Annotated in this window: 18 protein-coding genes and 1 pseudogene; 14 read left to right on the top strand and 5 right to left on the bottom strand. The window is 65.1% G+C overall.

Annotated elements, in window-relative coordinates:
- The first annotated feature begins 48 nt into the window (after window positions 1-48).
- Complete coding sequence (locus MUG98_RS06720) at window positions 49-414, top strand: winged helix-turn-helix transcriptional regulator (protein ID WP_265111369.1); 366 nt, start codon at window positions 49-51, stop codon at window positions 412-414.
- 31 nt (window positions 415-445) lie between these two features.
- Here the strand turns inward: MUG98_RS06720 and MUG98_RS06715 are convergent, their stop codons facing one another.
- Together MUG98_RS06715 and MUG98_RS06710 are read right to left on the bottom strand one after the other, a co-directional pair.
- Window positions 446-715, bottom strand: a complete 270-nt coding sequence (locus tag MUG98_RS06715) for a hypothetical protein (protein WP_265111368.1) — start codon at window positions 713-715, stop codon at window positions 446-448.
- Window positions 716-833: 118 nt separating this feature from the next.
- Window positions 834-2,297: a short-chain fatty acid transporter gene (locus tag MUG98_RS06710; RefSeq protein WP_265111367.1), complete on the bottom strand. Its 1,464-nt coding sequence runs from the start codon at window positions 2,295-2,297 to the stop codon at window positions 834-836.
- 64 nt (window positions 2,298-2,361) lie between these two features.
- Here MUG98_RS06710 and MUG98_RS06705 point away from each other — a divergent pair, with 64 nt between their 5' ends.
- Entirely contained in the window at window positions 2,362-3,645 is a 1,284-nt protein-coding gene (locus tag MUG98_RS06705) for an MFS transporter (RefSeq protein WP_265111366.1), read from the top strand.
- A gap of 84 nt (window positions 3,646-3,729) precedes the next feature.
- Here MUG98_RS06705 and MUG98_RS06700 read toward each other — a convergent pair whose 3' ends face one another.
- Together MUG98_RS06700 and MUG98_RS06695 are read right to left on the bottom strand one after the other, a co-directional pair.
- Window positions 3,730-4,176: a UPF0179 family protein gene (locus tag MUG98_RS06700; protein WP_265111365.1), complete on the bottom strand. Its 447-nt coding sequence runs from the start codon at window positions 4,174-4,176 to the stop codon at window positions 3,730-3,732.
- 173 nt (window positions 4,177-4,349) lie between these two features.
- Entirely contained in the window at window positions 4,350-4,763 is a 414-nt protein-coding gene (locus tag MUG98_RS06695; protein ID WP_265111364.1) for a DUF5820 family protein, read from the bottom strand.
- Between the two features lie 638 nt (window positions 4,764-5,401).
- Here MUG98_RS06695 and MUG98_RS06690 point away from each other — a divergent pair.
- The 9 genes and pseudogenes from MUG98_RS06690 (at window position 5,402) to MUG98_RS06650 (ending at window position 16,379) form a co-directional block, all read left to right on the top strand.
- Window positions 5,402-7,474 carry a PrkA family serine protein kinase gene (locus MUG98_RS06690; protein WP_265111363.1) on the top strand — a complete coding sequence of 691 codons (2,073 nt, stop codon included), beginning with the start codon at window positions 5,402-5,404 and terminating at the stop codon, window positions 7,472-7,474.
- Window position 7,475: 1 nt separating this feature from the next.
- On the top strand, window positions 7,476-9,761 hold the full coding sequence (locus tag MUG98_RS06685; protein WP_265111362.1) for a PrkA family serine protein kinase: 2,286 nt from the start codon (window positions 7,476-7,478) through the stop codon (window positions 9,759-9,761).
- Window positions 9,752-11,080, top strand: a complete 1,329-nt coding sequence (locus MUG98_RS06680) for a YeaH/YhbH family protein (protein WP_265111361.1) — start codon at window positions 9,752-9,754, stop codon at window positions 11,078-11,080. Before MUG98_RS06685 ends, MUG98_RS06680 begins: the two co-directional genes overlap by 10 nt.
- Window positions 11,073-13,088 carry a SpoVR family protein gene (locus tag MUG98_RS06675; RefSeq protein WP_265111360.1) on the top strand — a complete coding sequence of 672 codons (2,016 nt, stop codon included), beginning with the start codon at window positions 11,073-11,075 and terminating at the stop codon, window positions 13,086-13,088. Before MUG98_RS06680 ends, MUG98_RS06675 begins: the two co-directional genes overlap by 8 nt.
- 12 nt (window positions 13,089-13,100) lie before the next feature.
- Window positions 13,101-13,403, top strand: a pseudogene (locus MUG98_RS06670) (DUF21 domain-containing protein); the annotation flags it as partial.
- Window positions 13,404-13,550: 147 nt separating this feature from the next.
- On the top strand, window positions 13,551-14,567 hold the full coding sequence (locus MUG98_RS06665) for a HEAT repeat domain-containing protein (protein WP_265111359.1): 1,017 nt from the start codon (window positions 13,551-13,553) through the stop codon (window positions 14,565-14,567).
- A 76-nt stretch (window positions 14,568-14,643) separates the two neighbouring features.
- Entirely contained in the window at window positions 14,644-15,087 is a 444-nt protein-coding gene (gene arsN2, locus MUG98_RS06660) for an arsenic resistance N-acetyltransferase ArsN2 (protein ID WP_265111358.1), read from the top strand.
- 47 nt (window positions 15,088-15,134) lie between these two features.
- Window positions 15,135-15,548: a secondary thiamine-phosphate synthase enzyme YjbQ gene (locus MUG98_RS06655; protein WP_265111357.1), complete on the top strand. Its 414-nt coding sequence runs from the start codon at window positions 15,135-15,137 to the stop codon at window positions 15,546-15,548.
- 285 nt (window positions 15,549-15,833) lie between these two features.
- Window positions 15,834-16,379, top strand: coding sequence for an NUDIX hydrolase (locus MUG98_RS06650; RefSeq protein WP_265111356.1), 546 nt, complete (start codon window positions 15,834-15,836; stop codon window positions 16,377-16,379).
- A 21-nt stretch (window positions 16,380-16,400) separates the two neighbouring features.
- Here the strand turns inward: MUG98_RS06650 and MUG98_RS06645 are convergent, their stop codons facing one another.
- A complete protein-coding gene (locus MUG98_RS06645) occupies window positions 16,401-17,072 on the bottom strand; it encodes a glycerophosphodiester phosphodiesterase (protein WP_265111355.1) in 672 nt (223 codons plus the stop codon).
- 179 nt (window positions 17,073-17,251) lie between these two features.
- Between MUG98_RS06645 and MUG98_RS06640 the strand changes: the two genes are divergently transcribed.
- From MUG98_RS06640 to MUG98_RS06630, 3 genes are all read left to right on the top strand, one after another.
- The gene (locus MUG98_RS06640) at window positions 17,252-17,710 is read left to right on the top strand and encodes a response regulator (protein WP_265111354.1); all 459 of its coding nucleotides are present in this window, start codon (window positions 17,252-17,254) and stop codon (window positions 17,708-17,710) included.
- Between the two features lie 80 nt (window positions 17,711-17,790).
- Entirely contained in the window at window positions 17,791-18,513 is a 723-nt protein-coding gene (locus MUG98_RS06635; RefSeq protein ID WP_265111353.1) for an SDR family oxidoreductase, read from the top strand.
- Window positions 18,514-18,996: 483 nt separating this feature from the next.
- The gene (locus MUG98_RS06630) at window positions 18,997-20,115 is read left to right on the top strand and encodes a branched-chain amino acid ABC transporter permease (protein ID WP_265111352.1); all 1,119 of its coding nucleotides are present in this window, start codon (window positions 18,997-18,999) and stop codon (window positions 20,113-20,115) included.
- Window positions 20,116-20,180 lie beyond the last annotated feature (65 nt).

The raw sequence follows: 20,180 nt of genomic DNA, 5'->3' as shown, positions 1-20,180 counted from the left end.
TTCGAAACCGAACTGCTATAGTGATCGAGGACCAACGGAGAGACACCGATGCCTCCAGCCCAGACCGACGCCGACACTCGCGAGCGGAACGCCGAGGCCTGTCCGGTGATCGAGTCGCTCGAACAGATCGGCTCCCAGTGGCGACTCGCCGTCCTCCACACTCTGCTGGAGGGCGAACAGCGGTTCAACGAACTCAAACGATCGACCGGTGCGAACGCCCGCACGCTCTCACGCGTGCTGGACGATCTCGGCGAGATGGGGTTCGTCGAACGCCGCATCGAGGAGGACTCGCCGATCGCGACCTACTACAGTCTCACCGAGAAGGGCGAATCGCTCGAACCCGTCTTCGGCGAGATCGAGTGCTGGGCGTCCGAGTGGCTCGACGAAACGGAGACTGCAGCCCCCGAGAAGTAGCTGGGCGTGCGATTTCGGGTGCGGATCCAGATCACCCGGACTGCGTGGGGCTGGTCGTCGTGGATCGGCTCCTGCGCTCGGTCGGTACAGGGGAACCGACGATCGGCAATCGCTCTACGAACAGCCGAATGTCGGCCGCGAGTTCGCTGTCCCGTTCGACGGGTACGTGATCGAACCACTCGACGTCTCGAACGACCTCGGTAGGATTGTCGGTGACGGGCGGGACCTCCCTCTCGTCGCTGGTAACGCCGACGCCGACGCCGACGCCGACGGCGACGTGGCTGTCGACGGTACCGCGCACGGCTTCGAACTCCGCTTTATCGGCGATCCGTGTCTCCTCGTGGACCGCGACGTCCGCACGGGTACGCAGACGTTCCGGATCGAACGGCGACGATGGCGCAGTCGTGGGACCTGGCCGCTCAGTACGGCACGACGTACAGCGCCACCGCCAGGAACGGGATCAGCGCGAGCAACATCGTGATCGCGTAGCCGAACATTTCCCGGGCACGGATGTTCGTGATCGCGAGCAGCGGGATCGCCCAGAACGGGTTCAGCAGGTTCGTGTGCGCGTCGCCGACGGCGTAGGCCATCGTGGCGTGGCCGATCGGGATCCCGAGATCCTGGGCGGCCTCGAGGACCGACGGCCCGAGGACGATCCACTCACCTCCGCCGGAGGGGACGAAGAGGTTGACGACCGCCGCGGTGAGCCAGGCGATCACGGGAAACGTCCCCGTCGTCGAGACCGCGAGCAGCCCTTCGGCCATCGTCTCCGCCAGTCCGGAGCCGGTCATCATCCCCTGGATCCCGGCGAAGAAGGGAAAGAGGAGAACGATCCCCGCAGCGGCTTCCGCGGCTTCGCCGAACCGCTCGCGGTAGACCGCCGGCTGGGTGTAGATCGCGAGGCCGACGAACAGGAACGCGAAGTTCAGCACGTTCAGGTTCAGCGCGTCGAGCCCCTGCGACCAGAACTGCCAGCCGACCACAGCGACGCCCGTCAGGGCGATGATCCCGCCGAGCACTCGGCTGTCGTCGATCATATCGGCCGGAGCGGGCCCCTCGTCGCGGTCGGCCTCGGGTTCGGGCGTCGGTTCGTCGATCACCTCCTCGTCGCTGGCCCCCTCGTCGGTGCCGCCGTCCGGCGTCGCCTCGAACAGTTCCTCCTCGGCGACGTACTCGGTGATCTCCGCCGATCGCTCCGGCGAGGGCGTCAGCAGGTACAGCACGATCGCGGCGAAGGCGATCGACAGTGCGGTGAGCGTGAGCGCGTACGTGCTGAAGATCGTCGCGGACGTCCCGACGGGCCCGTCGACGATGCCGAGTTCGACGAACTCGTTCTCGGGGGTCGCGAGCAGCAGCGGCGCCGACCCGGACAGGCCCCAGTGCCAGGTCAACCCCAGCCCCATGTAGCCGGCCACGCAGAGCAACGGGTAGTGGACGTCGACGCCTTTCCGGAAGGCCGCTTTGCCCATCTCTCGGGCGAAGATCGCCCCGACGACGAGGCTGAGTCCCCAGTGGACCCACGCCAGCACCATCGAGACGACTCCGACGAGCACGACCGCCTGGTGGCGACTGCTGGGGATCGCCGCCAGCCGCTGGAGGGCGTCGTTGACGCGAGGATGGTACGCGATCACGAACCCCGTCATGATGATCAGGACCATCTGCATCGCGAAGGTCAGGAAGGCCCAGAAGCCGTCGTACCAGTGGAGTACCATGTCCGACGGTCCCTGTCCCTCGACGATCATCCCGACCGCGAACACCGCGTACGTCAGGATGATCGCGAACAGGAACGGGCTCGGCATCCACCGCTCCACCACGTCCGCGATCCGTTCCCCCGCGCGTTCGATGACGTTGCCACCTGCCGCCGCCGGTTCTGTCGACGACATGTGCCAATCGCCACCAATGGGTATATTAAAGGTTATGTGACAATGTGACGTCCGATCGGACAGAATGCCCGACGACGACGCGTGGGAGCCGTCCCCACGCCGGCCCGATCGGGCCGACGGAGCGGACGGATCGACCGGCCGCGTCTATCGCGGCTGGTACGTCGTCGCGGGGAGCTTCGTCGGTGCGTTCGTCGTCTTCGGGCTCTCCTACGCCTTCGGCGTCTTCCTGGGTCCGATGCAGCGGGAACTCGGGTTGTCCCGATCGAGCGTGTCGTTCGTCTTCTCACTCCAGACGGTCGTGATCTACGTCGCCGCGGCCGCGCTGGGCGTACTCGCGGACCGGTTCGGCGTACGGCGGTTCCTGCTCGTCGGCGCGGTCGCGCTCGCGATCGGCGGCGCGTGGACCAGCCGGGCGGCCGGCTACGCCGAACTGCTGGTCGCCTACGGGATCGTCACGGCGATCGGTCTCGGCTCGATTTACGTCGTCTCCTACGCGACGGTACCCCGGTGGTTCGAGCGGCGCCGTGGCCTCGCGACCGGCCTCGCCACGGCCGGCCTCGGGATCGGAATGGTCGCCACGGCACCCACCGCCAGCACCCTCGTCGGGGCCGTCGGCTGGCGCACGGCCATCCTGGTCCTCGTCGGTGGAGCCGCACTCCTCGTCGCCCTCGTCACGCCCCTGTTCGCCGACGATCCGGCCTCGACGGGCGTCGATCCCGGGTCCGAGTTCTACGGCAACGTCCCGGATCCCGACCCGCCGGACTGGGCGACCTACCGTCGGGACGTGACCGCCGTCGCGACGTCCCGGACCTTCCTGCTCGTGTTCGCGGGCTGGGTGTTCGTCTTCGGGACGCTCTACGTCGTGCTCGTCCACGTCGTCCCCCACGCCGACGACGTCGGCCTCGGCGAACGGACGGGCGCGCTCGCGCTCGCCATCGTCGGCGTCGCGACCGCCACCGCCCGGATCGGTGTCGGCGGCCTCGCCGGCCGGGTCGGCCGAATACGCACGTTCGTCGGCTGTTCGCTCGGGATGGGTGCGACGACGATGGTCCTCCCGCTCGTCGATTCGGCGGCGGGCCTGTACGCCTTCGCGATCGTCTTCGGAGTCGCCTACGGGGGCAACGGCGCGCTGTTGTCGCCGCTGACGGCCGACCTGTTCGGCACGGCGAACGCGAACGCGATCTTCGGCCTGGTCTCGCTGTCGTTCGCCGTCTCGGGACTGATCGCGCCCTGGGCTGCCGGACTCACGTACGACCTCGCGGGGACGTACACGCCCGCGTTCGTGGGCGCCGGGGTCGCCGGCGTCGTCGGTGCCGGACTGATCGCGATCGCGGGACAGGACGCCTGACACCGACGATGCGACGACTGAGGACGGACGTGGTGACCGAAAATCGACGGATCGACGAGGGAGCTGACGGATCGGCGAGCGGGATCAGTCCTCGGTCTCGAGTTCGACGAGTTCGAGCGAGCGATCGAGGTGGCAGACGTCGTGTGGGGGTTCGCCGAGGTTCTTCCGGATTCGGTACTCCTCGTCGAACGCGAGGCCGTCGGGTTCGCAGTACTCGTGGCTGGGACACTCGACGTACGGACACGGGCCGGGGAGACTCGTCTTGCTGCCGGCGAAAGCCCCCTTCGAGGCGATGTTCGCTTTCACGGAGACCGGTTCGACCTCGACCGCCCGGACGCCCCCGTCGTGCATGGCACACTCGAGGGTCTGGGCGTTCTCGCGGACGGCGGTGACGCGGTACTTGGTGCCGGTATCCAGATTGAGACACTGGCTCCGGTACGGACAGCCGGCACAGGCGTCCGCCTCGCCGTGATAGACGAACTCGGTTCCCGGGTCGGCCAGCCGGGAGCCGATGAGCGTAACGGTCGACATAGGAATCGATTCGCACCGCGTTCGGTTAAGCCTCACGTCGAGTCGCGTCTCCGCTCGATCGCCGCGCCGAGTCGACTACTCCCCGATCGACGCTCCGGGACCGATCGCGGATCGGGAATCGGGGACAACGGTGACGAGCGGGATCTGCTGACGTGTCCCGTCGAGACCGAGCCCTACGAATCGGGATCGTCGGGTCCCCCGGTCAACTCGTCGAGCCGATCGAAGTACCGTTCCCGCGGGACCTGGTACAGGTCGCGGTAGTCGATCTCGCCGGCGTCGAACTGCCGTGCGAGGTCGATCGCACAGGCGACGGCGTCGGATCGGTCGTCGAACCGGTGCTGGTCGGGGAGGGAAACGTCGGGTTCCAGGTAGAGGGTGACGAACCAGTCGTTCGCCGTCGTCCGACTGGTGGGGTTGGTTCCGGGTCTCCGGGTTCGCTTACCGTGGGTGACGTACAGCGTCGGCAGGCAGGCCGGGGGAAACTCCTCGGCGTCGAAGACGTCCGGCCGGTAGGCGAGGACCGCCCGACCGTCGTCTTCCTCGCTCCAGATGGTCCAGCTATCGGGAAGCGCGTCGAACGCCGTCATGGGTGTCGGTACGGGCGACGGGTCTAAAGCACCGTCGTCCGATCGCCGGTGGCGACCGGCCGGCGATCGTCTGGGTCGTCCCGTCGCGACGATCGGTGCCGACTCTCTGACGTGCGACGTAGGAAAACTGCGGTCGAGCGCGCGCGAGGTGACCCGGCCGCTGCAGGCCGATCGTTTTTGTAGTTTCGCCCCTAACGCGGGGCGTGATACCAATTGACAATATATGGTTCTGGCAACAATTTCCTGGAATGAAGTTCTGGTAAATACCTTTTGGGGCCAAGGTTAAGTACTTGGATTACTCACTCATTAAATACTATCGGTATCCGACCGCCGGACCGATCAACTCCGCGCCCGTCCCCGGCGCACGTCGTGAACGACCGGCAGTTCGACGCCGACACGACGTAATGGTAAGCGCTCACATATGGCACGACAGATCGCCGCCCGAACGGGTTCGCGCTCTCCGAGAGCCGCCGTAAGGAGTCAAGTGAGCGCGTGGTATACGCGTCGTGACGCGCCGTGGTGGACCGACGGTTCGGCCACGCGACGATGTAGACGGTCGATCGACGTCTACTCCACACCTGACCCATCGACGCAGGTGCCGATCGAAGACGGGGGACCACCAAACTGGCAATGATACCATGACCGGTGACATCGAGACGCTCGAGAAGCTTAGTACGGATTACAAGGAATCGATGCCCGCGGACCTGCGGGAGACCAAGTCGTTCGACTGGTACCTCGAAGCGGTGTACGAGGACCCGAAGATCGCCCGCAACGCCCACCAGCGCGTCGCGGACATGTTCGACTACTACGGGACGACCTACGACGAGACGGAAGGAATGGTCGAGTACCAACTCGCCAGCGAGGATCCGCTGAACGACGGTGAGAACACCTTCTACGGGAAGGTGATCCACCAGTCGATCCACGAGTTCGTCAACAAGGTCAAGTCGGGTGCCCGCAGGCTCGGTCCCGAACGGCGGATCAAACTCCTGCTCGGCCCGGTCGGATCGGGGAAGTCCCACTTCGACAAACAGGTGCGGCGCTACTTCGAGGACTACACGCTCCGCGACGAGGGGCGGATGTACACGTTCAAGTGGACCAACCTCTGTGACGTCATCAAGGACCAGGATCCGGCCGACGACACCGTCCGATCGCCGATGAACCAGGATCCGCTCGTCCTGCTTCCGCTGGAACAGCGCCAGCAGGTCATCGACGACCTAAACGAGAACCTCGACGCACCGTACACGATTCAGAACGAGCAGGCGCTCGATCCCGAAAGCGAGTTCTACATGGACAGGCTGCTGGCCCACTACGACGACGACCTCCAGCAGGTCCTCGAGAACCACGTCGAGATCATTCGATTCGTCGCCGACGAGAACAAGCGCCAGGGCCTGGAGACCTTCGAACCCAAGGACAAGAAGAACCAGGACGAGACCGAACTCACCGGCGACGTCAACTACTCGAAGATCGCCATCTACGGGGAGTCCGACCCGCGCGCGTTCGACTACTCGGGTGCCTTCTGTAACGCCAACCGCGGGATCTTCTCGGGCGAGGAGCTACTCAAACTCCAGCGGGAGTTCCTCTACGACTTCCTGCACGCGACCCAGGAGCAGACGATCAAGCCGAAGAACAACCCTCGCATCGACATCGACCAGGTGATCGTCGGCCGGACCAACATGCCCGAGTACAAGGACAAGAAGGGCGACGAGAAGATGGAGGCCTTCAACGACCGCACCAAGCGGATCGACTTCCCCTACGTCTTGAGCTACGAGGACGAGGCCAACATCTACCAGAAGATGCTCAACAACGCCGACGTCCCCGACATCAACGTCGAGCCCCACACGCTCGAGATGGCGGGCCTGTTCGGCGTGCTCACGCGGATCGAGGAACCCGACACCGAAACCGTGGACCTGCTCTCGAAGGCCAAGGCCTACAACGGCGAGATCGACGAGGGCGACGACATCGACCCCAAGAAGCTTCGCGACGAGGCCGCCGCGAAGGCCGAGATCGGGGAAGGGATGGTCGGCATCTCGCCCCGCTTCATCGGCGACGAGATCGCCGAGGCGATCATGGATTCGAAACACCGCCAGCGCGGGTTCCTCTCGCCGCTGACGGTGTTCAACTTCTTCGAGGAGAACCTCGAACACCACGGCTCCATCCCCGAAGACAACTTCGAGACCTACTACCGTTACCTCGAGACGGTCCGGGAGGAGTACAGGGAACGCGCCATCGAGGACGTCCGCCACGCGCTGGCCTACGACATCGACGAGATCCAGCGCCAGGGCGAGAAGTACATGGACCACGTCATGGCCTACATCGACGACGACACGATCGAGGACGAACTCACGGGTCGCGAGCAGGAACCCGACGAGACGTTCCTGCGGAGCGTCGAGGAGAAACTCGACATCCCCGAGGATCGCAAGGAATCGTTCCGCCAGGAGGTCTCGAACTGGGTCTCGCGGCGCGCACGCGAGGGCGAGGCGTTCAACCCCCAGGACAACGAGCGCCTGCGCCGCGCCCTGGAGCGCAAACTCTGGGAGGACAAGAAGCACAACATCAACTTCTCGGCGCTGGTCTCGGCCAACGAGTTCGACGACGACGAACGCTCCTCGTGGATCGACGCCCTGATGGAACAGGGCTACTCCGAGGCGGGCGCGAAAGAGGTCCTCGAGTTCGCGGGTGCCGAGGTCGCCAAGGCCGAGATGGAAGACTAACATGACCGGCAACGACTACGTCACCGAGGCCGATCGCACGTTAGAAGAGACGTACGAGGAGCCGATGAGCCTCGCGGCGTACGTCGATCGCATCTTCGAGAACCCGACGATCGCCTCCCACGCCTCGAAGTACCTGCTGGAGGCGATCGAGGCCGCCGGCACCCGCGCGGTCGTCGAGGAGGGCGAAGAGAAGGAGCGCTACCGGTTCTTCGACGATCCGTACAACGACGGCGAACACGCCATCCTCGGCAACACCGAGGTGTTGAACGGGTTCGTCGACGACCTCCGATCGATCGCCGCGGGTCGGGCGAAAGACGAGAAGATCATCTGGTTCGAGGGGCCGACCGCGACGGGCAAATCGGAACTCAAGCGCTGTCTCGTCAACGGCCTGCGGGAGTACTCGAAGACGCCCGACGGCCGGCGCTACACCGTCGAGTGGAACGTGACGACCGCCGAGGCCGACGACAGGGGACTGAGCTACGGCGGCGACCCCACGGCTGGGGACGAACAGCACTGGTACGAGAGTCCGGTCCAGGCCCACCCGCTGTCGGTGTTCCCGGAGAGCGTTCGCGAACGGATCCTCGACGACCTCAACGACGAACTCGACGACCACGTTCCGGTCCAGGTGGACGCGGCCCTCGACCCGTTCTCGCGGGAAGCCTACGACTTCCTCGAGGAGCGATACCGTCGCGAGGGCAAGCAGGAACTGTTCTCGGCGATCAGCGACGACAAGCACCTCCGGGTGAAAAACTACGTCGTCGACGTCGGTCAGGGCGTCGGCGTCCTCCACTCGGAGGACGACGGCCCGCCCAAGGAACGGCTCGTCGGGTCGTGGATGCACGGCATGCTCCAGGAACTGGACTCGCGGGGCCGGAAGAACCCTCAGGCGTTCAGCTACGACGGCGTGCTGTCGCAGGGCAACGGCGTCCTCACGATCGTCGAGGACGCCGCCCAGCACGCCGACCTCCTCCAGAAGCTGCTGAACGTCCCCGACGAACAGTCCGTCAAGCTGGACAAGGGGATCGGGATGGACGTCGACAGTCAGTTGCTGATCATCTCCAACCCCGACCTCGAGGCGCAACTCAACCAGCACGCCGATCGCAACGGTATGGATCCCCTGAAGGCGCTCAAGCGCCGGCTGGACAAACACCAGTTCGGCTACCTGACCAACCTCTCGCTGGAGTGTGAACTCATTCGGCGCGAACTCACGAACGAGACGGAGGTCTGGACCGCGGAGAGCTACGACGAACTGGCCGATCGCATCCGCGAGCCGGTGACGGTGACGGTGAAAGATCAGGAGGGCGAGGCCAGGGACCAGGAGTTCGCGCCCCACGCGATCGAGGCGGCCGCACTGTACGCCGTCGCCACTCGACTCGACGAGGAGGACCTGCCGAACGGGCTGGACCTCGTCGACAAGGCCCTGATCTACGACCAGGGATTCCTCCAGGAAGGCGACACTCGCCGGGAGAAAGACGAGTTCGACTTCGCCGACGACGGCCACGACGGCGAACACGGCGTCCCCGTCACCTACACGCGGGACACCCTGGCGGAACTGCTCCGGACGGACCAGGACCGCCACCACCCCGACCTGCCGGTCGAGGACGTGGTCATGCCTCGCGACGTGCTGAACGGGATGGCCGAAGGGATGGCCGACGCCCCGGTCTTCTCGACCGGCGAGCGAACGGAGTTCGAGAACCGCGTGGTGCCGGTGAAGAACTACATCTTCGACCAGCAGGAGTCGGACGTCATCGAGGCGATCATGCACGAGAAACGGGTCGACGAGGAGACCGTCGAGGAGTACGTCGAACACACCTACGCGTGGGAGACCGACGAGCCGCTGTACAACGACCGCGGCGAACGGGTCGAGCCGGATCCGCTGAAGATGAAGCTGTTCGAGATCGAACACCTCGGCCGGTTCTCCGAGGACGACTACGACGGGAACCTCCCGCGCGAGAGCGTGCGGAACTTCCGGCGCGAGAAGGTGATCACGTCGCTGAATCGCCACGCGTGGGAACACCGCGACGAGGACTTCTCGGTGCAGGACGTCGACCTGACGGCGATTCCGGTCATCAAGACCGTCCTCGAGAGCCATGACTGGGACGACGTCGAACGCACGTTCGAGGACTTCGACCCGCGCCAGTGGGACGACCCCCCGAGCGGGACCCAGACCGCGACCGTCAAGGAAGACACGATCGAGACGATGGTCGACCTCTTCGATTACTCGAAGGCGTCGGCCGAACTGACCAGCAGACACGTCATGGGACAGGTGTCATACAGATGGGACTGAGAGACGACCTCGAACGATTCCGTGAAGTCGGCGAGGAGCGCCGCGAGGACCTCGCCGATTTCATCCAGTACGGCGACCTCGGACGCAGCAAACCCGGCGAGATCAACATCCCGGTCAAGATCGTCTCGCTCCCGGAGTTCGAGTACGATCAGCGCGACCAGGGTGGCGTCGGTCAGGGCGACGGCGACACCCCCGACGTCGGCCAGCCGGTCGGACAGCCCCAGCCACAGCCCGGCGACGACGACGGCGACGGCGACGAACCCGGCGAGGACGGCGGCGAGCACGAGTACTACGAGATGGACCCCGAAGAGTTCGCCCAGGAACTCGACGAGGAACTCGGCCTCGACCTCGACCCGAAGGGCAAGAAGGTCATCGAGGAGAAGGAGGGTCCCTTTACGGACCTCACCCGAACCGGCCCCGACAGCACGCTCGACTTCGAGCGGATGTTCAAGGAGGGGCTCAAACGCAAACTCGCGATGGACTTCGACGAGGAGTTCCTGGAAGAGGTCTGCAAGGTCGAGGGATTCGGACCCCGAGACGTCTTCGAGTGGGCCCGCGGCGAGAACATTCCGGTCTCGATGGCCTGGATCGAGGAGGCCTACGACGAGGTTCCCGAGGACGAGCGCGACGCGTGGGCCTCGATCGAGGAACTCGAGGAGAACGTCGAGCGCCAGACCGTCCAGCAGCAGATCCGCCGGGAGGGGATCAAACACGTCCCCTTCCGCCGGGAGGACGAACGCTACCGCTACCCGGAGATCATCGAGGAGAAAGAGAAGAACGTCGTCGTCGTCAACATCCGCGACGTCTCGGGTTCGATGCGCGAGAAGAAGCGCGAACTCGTCGAGCGGACGTTCACGCCGCTGGACTGGTACCTCCAGGGCAAGTACGACAACGCCGAGTTCGTCTACATCGCCCACGACGCCGACGCGTGGCAGGTCGAACGCGACGAGTTCTTCGGCATCCGCAGCGGTGGCGGGACGAAGATTTCGAGCGCATACGAACTCGCCGAACAACTGCTGGAGGAGTACCCCTGGAACGACTGGAACCGGTACGTCTTCGCGGCGGGCGACTCCGAGAACTCGAGCAACGACACCGAGGAACGGGTCATTCCGCTGATGGAGGAGATTCCGGCCAACCTCCACGCCTACGTGGAAACCCAGCCGAGCGGCAACGCGATCAACGCCACCCACGCCGAGGAACTGGAACGGTACTTCGGCACCGACTCCGACGACGTCGCAGTGGCCTACGTCAACGGCAAAGCGGACGTGACCGACGCGATCTACGAGATCCTCTCGACGGAGGGTGAAGAAGATGAGTAATTCGGATAGATTCCGCAAACAGGCGATCGCGACCGATCTCGAGGAACCGGTGACGGAGGCCAGGAACCTGGCCCAGAAGCTCGGCCTCGAACCGTACCCGGTCAAGTACTGGATCGTCGACTACGACGAGATGAACGAACTCATCGCCTACGGCGGGTTCCAGTCGCGGTACCCGCACTGGCGGTGGGGAATGCAGTACGACAAACAGCAAAAGCAGGGCCAGTACAGCGGCGGCAAGGCCTTCGAGATCGTCAACAACGACAACCCGGCCCACGCCTTCCTCCAGGAGTCGAACACGCTAGCCGACCAGAAGGCCGTCATCACCCACGTCGAGGCCCACTCCGACTTCTTCTCGAACAACGAGTGGTTCGGCCTGTTCACGCGCGGCCAGGCCGACGAGGCGCAGGTCAACGCCGCGGCCATGCTCGAACGCCACGCCCGCGCGATCGACGAGTACATGTCCGATCCCGAGATCGATCGAGCCGAGGTCGAGAAGTGGGTCGATCACTGTCTCTCGCTGGAGGACAACATCGACCAGCACCGGGTGTTCGAGCGACGACTCGACATCGACGGGCCGGTCGAGAAGATCGACGAGGACCTCGCGGAGAAACTGGACGAACTCGACCTCTCCGACGAGATCAAGGGCGAAGTGTTCGACGACGAGTGGGTCGAGAAACTCGAGGCCGAGGACGGCCCGGTGAACTTCCCGGAAGAGCCCCAGAAGGACGTCCTCGCGTTCGTCCGCGAGTACGGCAAACAGTACGACGAGGAGGCCGGCCGCGGGGTCGAGATGGAGCCGTGGCAGCGCGACATCCTCGACATGATGCGGGCGGAAGCGTACTACTTCGCCGCCCAGAAGATGACGAAGGTCATGAACGAGGGATGGGCGGCCTACTGGGAGTCGCTGATGATGGCCGACGAGGCCTTCGCCGGCGACGACGAGTTCCTCAACTACGCCGATCACATGGCGAAGGTGCTCGCCTCGCCCGGACTCAATCCCTACAGCCTCGGCTTCGAACTCTGGGAGTACGTCGAGAACACGACGAACCGACGGGAAGTGCTGGAGCGACTGCTCCGCGTCGAGGGAATTTCGTGGCGGAATTTGACGGACGTCGTCGACTTCGACGAGGTACTCGAGACGCTCGAACCGCCGAAGGCGCTCGATACGATCGGTCCGGAGACCCTCGACGAACTCGAGGACGTCCCGGAACGGTGGATCGACCACGACGCGCTCGAGCGTGCCCGTGCGGGCGAGATCGACGTCGAGAAATACCCCTGGAAGGTGCTCACCTACGAGGGGCTGGCCCGCCGCCACTACTCGCTGGTCAAGCGCCAGCACCGGGGCTTCCTCGGGCGGATCAACCAGAACGAACTCGAGCGGATCGGCCGGTACCTGTTCGACGACGCGCGGTACTCCTCGGTTCAGGAGGCGCTGGACGATGTGGAGTTCGCCGCCGGCTGGGACCGGATGTTCGACGTGCGCGAGAGTCACAACGACGTCACCTTCCTCGACGAATTCCTCACGGAGGAGTTCATCACGGAGAACGACTACTTCACGTACGAACACTCCGAGGCGACCGGCCAGTTCCACGTGGCCAGCGACGCCGCCGACGACGTGAAGAAGAAGCTCCTCCTCCAGTTCACCAACTTCGGGAAGCCGACGATCGCGGTCTACGACGGCAACTACAACAACGCCAACGAACTCCTGCTGGGCCACCAGTACAACGGCGTCATGCTCGACCTGGGACAGGCCCGGGAGACGCTCAAACGGATCTTCGAGCTGTGGGGGCGGCCGGTGAACCTGCTGACGATCGTCAAGGAGGTCGACGACCACGACATCGAGGTCGCCAAGCGTCGCAATCGCGAGCCGGAGCCGGAAGAGCGCGGCAAGTTGCTCCGGTACGACGGCGACGAGGTCACGATGGAGGACGTCCCCTGGGAGGAGGTCGAACACCTCGCCGCCGACGACGTCGACTACGACACGAAACCCGACGAGTGGCTCGCCTGAGAGCAGCCACTGATTTGCGTCTGTCGATGGTACAGTTCGACGACGGATTCGCTCGAAATCACCGGGCGACTGATTGCCGGCGTCTTGGTCATCCCGATAAACGCTTACTTCGTCGCCATCGAACTCGGCCTGACGCGTGCCCGACGGTACCAGAAATCGGAGTTCGATACGCCGGGGCTTCGACGGGCGTGGGAGATGACCGACGATCTCGAACTGTACCTGACGACCTGCCAGATCTGGATCTCCGGGACCAGCATCGCGCCGGGAATCGTCGCCGAGCCGGGATTGGCGGCCATCTTCGAGCCGATTTTCGAAATTCGTTTCTCGCCGCCGTCGGCGGGGGTGAACCGCCCGGGGTCGAGTCCGGGGCACTCGCCCGCTCAGACCGTAAAATCCGATCGCGCCTGTCCGAACAAAACTGTCGGAGAACTTTTACTGCCTATCGAACATGAAGCGAGTGCAATGGATGGAGATGGGGGCGAGGCCGTCGAGGGGAGTCGCGACGCGGACGCGTTCGACCTGCCGTCGGTGCTCGCACAACTCGACGACCGCGACCCGACCAGTCAACGGCGAGCCGTCCGGCGGATTCGAGAGACGATCGACGAGGAGCCGTCGCTCTGTCTCCCGACCGTGCCGAAACTCCGGGCGTTACTCGGTCGGCCGTCGATCGAGTTCCACGACGCGATCGCACTCACCCTGGCCGAACTCGCCGAAGAATCGGCCGCCGACGTCGCACCGTCGGTCGACGAAATCGTCTCGTTCGCCGTCGACAACGGGACGGACCCGGCGACGCGGGAGTTGCTGCGCTGTCTCGAGGCCGTCGCGACGGAGCGACCGGAGGCCGTCGTCGATCACGCTGACGCGATCGTCGACGTGCTCGAGGAGCGTCAGGGGTACGATCGCTGGGGACTGCGCCTACTCGCGACCCTGTCGATCGAACACCCGGCGGCGGTCGAACCTGCAGTCCCGCTCCTGACGGACGCACTCGCGACGGAGCCGGAGGCGAACGGGGTGTCTGCCCTGTCCGCCCTCGGACGGCTCGCCCGATCGGATGCGGGCACGCCGTCACTCGAGTTCGTCGACGACGCCGTAGCGCTGATCGATCACGAGGACGGGACGCTCAGGAACAACGCGATCGGCTGTCTCGGCGACGTCGCCCACCACAACCCGTCGGCGGTCGAGGACGCGTGTCCGCAGATTGCGACGGCACTCGAGAGCGACGATCCGAACACGCGCGCGAACGCCGCCGTCACGATCGCCCGCGTGGCCGCCGGAGTCGAATCGGCCGTCGAGCCAGCACGAGAGCAACTGTTCGCGTTGCTCGACGACGACCACGCACACGTCCGGGCGAACGCGTGTCTCGCGCTCGGCCACGGCGGCGTCGACGAGGCGGCCGATCGACTCGCGACCGTCGAACGCGACGATCCGGACCCGAACGTCCGCGAGCGGGCCTCGTGGGCCGTCGATCGGCTGGTATAGTGGCTTCTCCGGTGGCGGAGTCGGGTTCGACTCGCCCGTCAAAAACGTCATAACCGTGCCAGTGGATAGCTCGGGCATGAGCGACGGACCGATTACGCTCCAGCGGGCCGACGAGAGTACGCTTCCGTACGTCGAAACCCTGCTGACGGAGAACGACCTACCGTCGGCGGACGTGCGATCGAAACCCGAGTGTTTCTACGTCGGGTACGACGGCGACGATCCGATCGGCGTCGGTGGCATCGAACCGTACGGGATCGACGGACTGCTCCGATCGCTCGTCGTCGAACGGTCGGCCCGCGGAAACGGACTCGGAACGGCGCTCTACGAGGCGCTGGAGGCCACTGCCAGGGGCGACGGGATCGACGCACTGTACCTGCTCACGACGACCGCCCCCGAGTTCTTCGCGACCCACGGGTACGTGGAGATCGATCGCACCGACGCGCCCGCCGCGATCCGGGGGACGACCGAGTTCGACGAACTCTGTCCCGCGTCGGCCACCTGTATGCGGAAGTCGCTGTAGTCGCGGGTCGCACAAAGGGCTTCGTTCTGCGCGTCCATATCCCGACCATGACACGGACGACGTTCACCGTCGAGACCGACGATCGACTCACCACCGTCGACGTGACCGATCGGATCGCCGCGGCCGTCCCCGACGACCTCGGGTCCGGGACGTGTACGGCGTTCGTCCGGCACACGACGGCGGGGCTCGTCGTCCAGGAAGACGAACCCCGACTGCGCGGCGACATCGAATCGTTCCTCCGGGACCTGGTACCGGACGAAGGCCACGCGCACGACGAACTCGACGGGAACGCGGATTCCCACCTCCGGGCGATGCTCGTCGGTCTGGACGTGACGATTCTGATCGAGAACGGCCGGCCCGCACTCGGGACGTGGCAGTCGGTGCTGTTCGTCGAGTGCGACGGCCCGCGCACGCGCACGGTATCGGTAACGACGGTCGAAGACGAGGATAAGCGACGGTGACGAGGGACGGGATACTTGACGACGGTCGGAGATAGCGGGTAGTCGCCGATCGCACCGGACTGGTCTCCGGAACCGACTCCGACGACGGCGACAGTCGGATCGGTGCCGGATCGAAATCGACCTGGGAAAACCGTTATTACCATAGCCAACCTATTTCTAGACGAATAAAAGTCGGAAATAAAATCGGTAGCTTCTTTGGCGTGTCGCCGATAGTCGTTGAGACGGCGCGCTTACCGCCGAAAGCCGGGGCTGCGTTACGACCCACCCCACTGCGACACCCTACCGATGACATCGAACCAACCTGACGCGACGTCAGACAGCACTACCGTCGAACCGATCGTCGACCCCGCATCGCTTCGCGACCGCGACGACGTTCCGTTTCACGAGGACACCGATACCGTCGATCGCGCCGCGCTCGACGAACTGGCGGCCCTCGAAGACCTTGTCGTCGTTGGCGTCACGAACGAACGCGGAGCGGCGCTGCTTCGGAAACTGACGCCGGACTGTGCCTGGAAACTGCCCCTCGTCCACGTCGAGCCCGGGGACGCGTACGACGACGCCGCCCGACGGGCGGTCGAAACGGTCGTCGGACTCGACGTCGAACTCGACGCGATCGAAGGCGTGTGGCGATTCGAAGCCCGTCTCGAGGGCGGCGAACGCACGGCGACGCGACACTTCGTCGTGTTCAGTGCGACGCCCGCGAACGGGACGGACGTGGCCGATCTCGCCACGTCGGACTCCGGGGAAGACGTCCCCGCGGACGTCGGCTGGTTCGACGAACTACCGGACGACGCTGAACGGGCACCGGGTACCGAGCTGTTCTTCGACTGAATCCTGGGCCGGACTGTCCCACTATTCGAACGACTGTACGCGGATCGGCCGATCGGCCGAGACGCAGTCGACGCCCCGGAGGTCGAGCAGTTTGGCCAGGTGCCAGCGCTCGATCGACCACGCGTGAATCTCGAGACCGACCGACTTCGCCCGCGGGACGAGTCCAGTCGTCAGACAGCGCCAATAGCTCGCCCCGATGACGTCGCAGTTTAGTTCGACGGCCGTCGTTACGGGGTCGCCGAGTCGACGGCTGACCAGCAGGCCGATCGGCTGGCTCGAATCGAGGTCCCGGATCGATCGCAGTTCGGGTTCCAGAAAGGAGGTGGTGACGACCCGGTTGTCGACGTCGTCGATCGCGTCGAGGACGTCCGCGGCGACGCCTCGATCCTTGATTTCGAGATTGACCTCGACGCTCGGCGGCACCGCCGCGAGCATCTCCGCGAGCGTGGGGACTCGTTCGGGCGATTCGAGAACGGACACCGACTGCAGATCCGCGAGGTCGGTGTCCGCGACGGTACCGACCTCGTCGGTGACCCGATCGATCGTCTCGTCGTGGATGACGACGAGTTCACCCGAGCCACAGCGTCGAACGTCGAACTCGATGGCGTCGGCGTACTCGGCAGCGAATTCGACGGCAGCGATCGTATTCTCGGGCGCCGTCGCAGCGAACCCGCGATGAGCGATCAGGCGCATTCGGTTGCGGTAACGGTCGCGATCGGTATCAGTGTCCCGTCCCAACGGGCGACGCCCCTCGAACCCGTCGCCGGTCCAAATCACTTAGCAAGTAGCCTTAACCCGAATGGATTCCTACCGAAACGCAACGAATCTATGCAACATGTTCGCCGAGTTTCCTTCCACCGACGATTCGAGCCATGACCGCCGCGTCTCCGACGCCCGTTGACTCGATCGACATCCTCCTCGTCGAAGACAATCCCGGCGACGTTCGACTCACCGAAGAGGCGTTCGACGCCGTCTCGACCGAGGTCACGCTCACCGTCACGATAGACGGAGACGAGGCGCTCGAAACCCTCGCCCAGCGACGCGAGGACCCGCCGACTCCGCTGCCCGACCTCGTTCTCCTGGACCTGAACCTGCCCCGGATGGGCGGGTTCGAGTTCCTGGACACGATCCGGGACGACCCGGAACTCTCGAACCTCCCCGTGCTCGTGTTGACGAGTTCCGAGGCGACCGAGGACGTCCGGGAGAGCTACCAGAAGTGTGCGAACGCCTACCTCACCAAACCGACCGATCCAGAGGAGTTCGTCACGATCGCGCGGGCCGTCGAAAAATTCTGGTTCGAACGGGCCACCCTCCCGCCGACGTCCCCGTAATTCCGCCGATCGAACGCCGATGGCTGCACTCCCCCACTCAGCCCCGCCATTGATCTACCGGGGCGACGACACCGTCACGTATGGCAGCAACGACAGCGTTCGACGTCGACTTCGATGGTACCGTCGCCGTAATCACCGGTGCGAGCGGGGCACTGGGCAGCGCGACCGTCGATCGATTCCGGGCGGCGGGCGCGACGGTCTGTGCCGTCGACGTCGTCGAACCCGACGCGGAGGACAGCCTGCTCGAACCCGACGACGCGGGTCACTTCTACGAGGCGGACCTGACCGACGAGGACGACGTCGCGGAACTCGTCTCGGACGTCGTCGACGACCACGATCGGATCGACCACCTGTTGAACATCGCTGGCACCTGGCGCGGCGGCGCCCCGATCGAGGAGACCGACGTCGACGAGTTCGATCTGCTCGTCGACGTGAACCTGAAGACGGCGTTTCTGGCCTCGAAACACGCACTGCCACACCTACAGGAGACGGACGGCTCGATCGTCAGCGTCAGCGCCCGATCGTCGCTCGAGGGCGGCGAGGGCGACGGGCCGTACCGGATCACCAAGGCCGGGATTCGCCTGTTGACGGAGACGCTGGCCGAGGAGAACAGGGGACGCGTCCGTGCCAACTGCGTCATGCCGAGCGTGATCGACACCCCGATGAACCGGGAAATGATGCCCGACGCGGACCACGACTCGTGGGTCGAACCCCGCGAAATCGCCGACGTCGTGGCGTTTCTTTGTAGCGACGGCGCCGCGGTAACCAGCGGGGCGGCCGTGCCGGTCTACGGCGAAGCGTGAATCGCCTCCGGCGGCTTCGAACGGACGGCGGCGCTCCTCGGTCCGCTTCCGTTCCCGGGTATGAGTTCCCTCGCCGCTCCGAAATCGCGGGAGTGAACTGATCGGAGGCGGTCGGTACCGCTTGTTGCTCCGTCGCGCCGGGGCGGCGGACCATCCGGTCTCGAGCAGGTGCACGTCGACCCGCCGAATCGACCGTACTCGCGTCGACCCTAATCATCTCAGTGCGACAACATCCGTGTCCCCGAATTGCGTGAATTATATCTTCCCCCAGCGTAACAGTCCAACCGGATATGTGCACAGTTGACGTGCGTCAGTGCCCGCGGTGGTGGGGCGTATGACCGTACGACCGGAAAGACCGATCGAGAACGCTGTCGATCGGTACAGATACGGGGGAACACGAGTCGCGTTCGCGCGCTCGACCGACCGGTCGAGCCGGCGGAACGAACGCACGAGCAAAACGGCGACCACGAACGAGGTATTCCGATGGGGGTAGCAGAGACGTACGACCGTGGGCGGCGGATAGCCGTCGAACAGCCGCTGCTGATCGTCCTCATCTTCGTCGGCGTCCTGTTACTCGTCGACTTGGTCCGCCAGCTCGCGACCGGCGACCTCACCGTCGCCCGCCTGATCACGCTCACCTGGGACGGCCTCATGCGAGGGCTGGTCATCGGCCTCGCCGGGATCGGTCTCTCGATGACGTACAGCATCTTGAACTTCGCTAACTTCGCACACGGCGACTACATCACCGCCGGCGCGTTCTCCGGATGGGCGGTGACCTACATCATCGCCGGCGGCTTCGGCTCGGAAACCGACATCGGCGCGCTCGCCATGGTCGGCGCCGGCGGCTCCGTGTTCGGCGGTGCGCTCGGAATCAACGTCGCCGAAACTCCGGTGGCCGTGATCGCGGGCATACTCGTCGCTGGCGGGGTCACGATCGCGCTCGCGCTCGCGATCGATCGGTACGGCTTCAAGCCGATCCGAGACGCCGGCGGCATTCCGCTGCTCATCACGAGCATCGGCATCGCGTTCGCGCTCAGATACGTCATGCTGTTCGTCTTCGGGTCGGATACGCGAGGGACGACGGCGATCGGCTCGATACCGAACGTTCGACCGGAGATCGGCGGCGGAACGGTCCAGTTCACCGCGCACGACCTGGCCCTCATCATCGTGGCGGGAGGGTTGATGCTCGGCGTACACCTCCTGCTCCAGCGGACGAAACTCGGCAAGGCGATGCGGGCGATGGCCGATAACGAGTCGCTCGCGCGGATCTCCGGGATCCCCACCGAGCGAGTCATCCGCTCGACGTGGATCATCGGCGGCGGGCTCTCCGGCGTCGCGGGATACATGTTCGTCCTCTGGAAGGGGACGATCGCGTTCAACGACGGCTGGTTGCTGTTGCTGCTCATCTTCGCGGCCGTGATCCTGGGCGGTATCGGCTCCATTTACGGCTCCATCCTCGGCGGCCTGGTCATCGGGGTGACCGCCTCTACCGCGGTGATCTGGATTCCGTCTGGATTCGCCCGCGCGGCGGCCTTCGCCGTGATGATACTGGTTCTGGTCGTTCGTCCGCAAGGGCTCTTCTCGGGGAGGACGACAGCATGACCGACGCAGATACCGATTCCGGCGCGGAAGAACCCGGCTACGGCCAGAGCGACGCCCAGAATCCC

The sequence above is a fragment of the Halosolutus halophilus genome, assembly GCF_022869805.1.
Classification (GTDB): Archaea; Halobacteriota; Halobacteria; order Halobacteriales; family Natrialbaceae; genus Halosolutus; species Halosolutus halophilus.
Note: the sequence above shows the minus strand (reverse complement) of the source record. Positions and strands in the feature narration are given on the sequence as shown.

Coding starts and splice junctions, on each gene's coding strand:
- MUG98_RS06695 (WP_265111364.1), bottom strand. CDS start 4,763: ATGACGGCGTTCGACGCGCTTCCCGATAGCTGGACCATCTGGAGCGAG.
- MUG98_RS06675 (WP_265111360.1), top strand. CDS start 11,073: ATGAGTAATTCGGATAGATTCCGCAAACAGGCGATCGCGACCGATCTC.
- MUG98_RS06650 (WP_265111356.1), top strand. CDS start 15,834: ATGACATCGAACCAACCTGACGCGACGTCAGACAGCACTACCGTCGAA.
- MUG98_RS06705 (WP_265111366.1), top strand. CDS start 2,362: ATGCCCGACGACGACGCGTGGGAGCCGTCCCCACGCCGGCCCGATCGG.
- arsN2 (WP_265111358.1), top strand. CDS start 14,644: ATGAGCGACGGACCGATTACGCTCCAGCGGGCCGACGAGAGTACGCTT.
- MUG98_RS06700 (WP_265111365.1), bottom strand. CDS start 4,176: ATGTCGACCGTTACGCTCATCGGCTCCCGGCTGGCCGACCCGGGAACC.
- MUG98_RS06630 (WP_265111352.1), top strand. CDS start 18,997: ATGGGGGTAGCAGAGACGTACGACCGTGGGCGGCGGATAGCCGTCGAA.
- MUG98_RS06645 (WP_265111355.1), bottom strand. CDS start 17,072: ATGCGCCTGATCGCTCATCGCGGGTTCGCTGCGACGGCGCCCGAGAAT.
- MUG98_RS06710 (WP_265111367.1), bottom strand. CDS start 2,297: ATGTCGTCGACAGAACCGGCGGCGGCAGGTGGCAACGTCATCGAACGC.
- MUG98_RS06720 (WP_265111369.1), top strand. CDS start 49: ATGCCTCCAGCCCAGACCGACGCCGACACTCGCGAGCGGAACGCCGAG.
- MUG98_RS06635 (WP_265111353.1), top strand. CDS start 17,791: ATGGCAGCAACGACAGCGTTCGACGTCGACTTCGATGGTACCGTCGCC.
- MUG98_RS06680 (WP_265111361.1), top strand. CDS start 9,752: ATGGGACTGAGAGACGACCTCGAACGATTCCGTGAAGTCGGCGAGGAG.
- MUG98_RS06640 (WP_265111354.1), top strand. CDS start 17,252: ATGACCGCCGCGTCTCCGACGCCCGTTGACTCGATCGACATCCTCCTC.
- MUG98_RS06665 (WP_265111359.1), top strand. CDS start 13,551: ATGGATGGAGATGGGGGCGAGGCCGTCGAGGGGAGTCGCGACGCGGAC.
- MUG98_RS06685 (WP_265111362.1), top strand. CDS start 7,476: ATGACCGGCAACGACTACGTCACCGAGGCCGATCGCACGTTAGAAGAG.
- MUG98_RS06690 (WP_265111363.1), top strand. CDS start 5,402: ATGACCGGTGACATCGAGACGCTCGAGAAGCTTAGTACGGATTACAAG.
- MUG98_RS06655 (WP_265111357.1), top strand. CDS start 15,135: ATGACACGGACGACGTTCACCGTCGAGACCGACGATCGACTCACCACC.